Annotated in this window: 2 pseudogenes; both read left to right on the top strand. The window is 60.2% G+C overall.

The features are described 5' to 3' along the window. Nucleotides 1-266: pseudogene (locus ACTWQN_RS38030) on the top strand (hypothetical protein); the annotation flags it as partial. A gap of 27 nt (nucleotides 267-293) precedes the next feature. After that, nucleotides 294-633 (top strand): annotated as a pseudogene (locus ACTWQN_RS38025) (hypothetical protein); the annotation flags it as partial.

The raw sequence follows: 633 nt of genomic DNA, 5'->3' as shown, positions 1-633 counted from the left end.
ATGTGTTGGTGCAGATGCCCCGGAATGAGGCATACACCATATTTGCACAGGCGATGGACCGCAGCGGATATGCACGTGCCACCCTCGCGCCGAAGCACGGCATGCGGGCCGCGATTCCTATTATGGACCCCAAAACCTGGCTGACCATGGCTGACATGGGCATGGACATGAACATGAACGGAATGTCTATGACCAGCGGGCCACCCAATGAAACGATGGAAACTCAGGACAACGGCATCCATTCCCCCCTCGGCCACTCTATGTAGGCGGGGGGCGAAACCGCGGCCGACGCCATGCCAGGCAAGCGACTGCAGTCCGGCGATGAAGGCATGGCCGGCATGAAACCCTCCATGTCGATGTCCCACGATGGTAAGCCCGAGCATTCCCACCCAATGACGATGCTGGGTATGCACGGCGGCCCCGAAGTCGACATGCGGTCGATGAACCCTTCCAAGTCGCTCGCAGACCCTGGGCCGAGATTGCGCCAAAATGGCCGGAGGGTTTTGACCTACGCAGACTTGCGAACGCTGGGCCAGCCCTATGACGATCGGCCTCCGGGCCGCGAGATCGTGTTGCATCTGACCGGCAACATGCGACGGTTCATCTGGGGATTCGATGGCAAAAGGTTCTCGG

Origin of the sequence: Saccharopolyspora antiqui (assembly GCF_052246905.1) — a bacterium.
Taxonomy (GTDB): Bacteria; Actinomycetota; Actinomycetes; order Mycobacteriales; family Pseudonocardiaceae; genus Saccharopolyspora.
The sequence above is the reverse complement of the archived record's forward strand: the minus strand, read 5'-3'. Positions and strand labels throughout refer to the sequence as shown.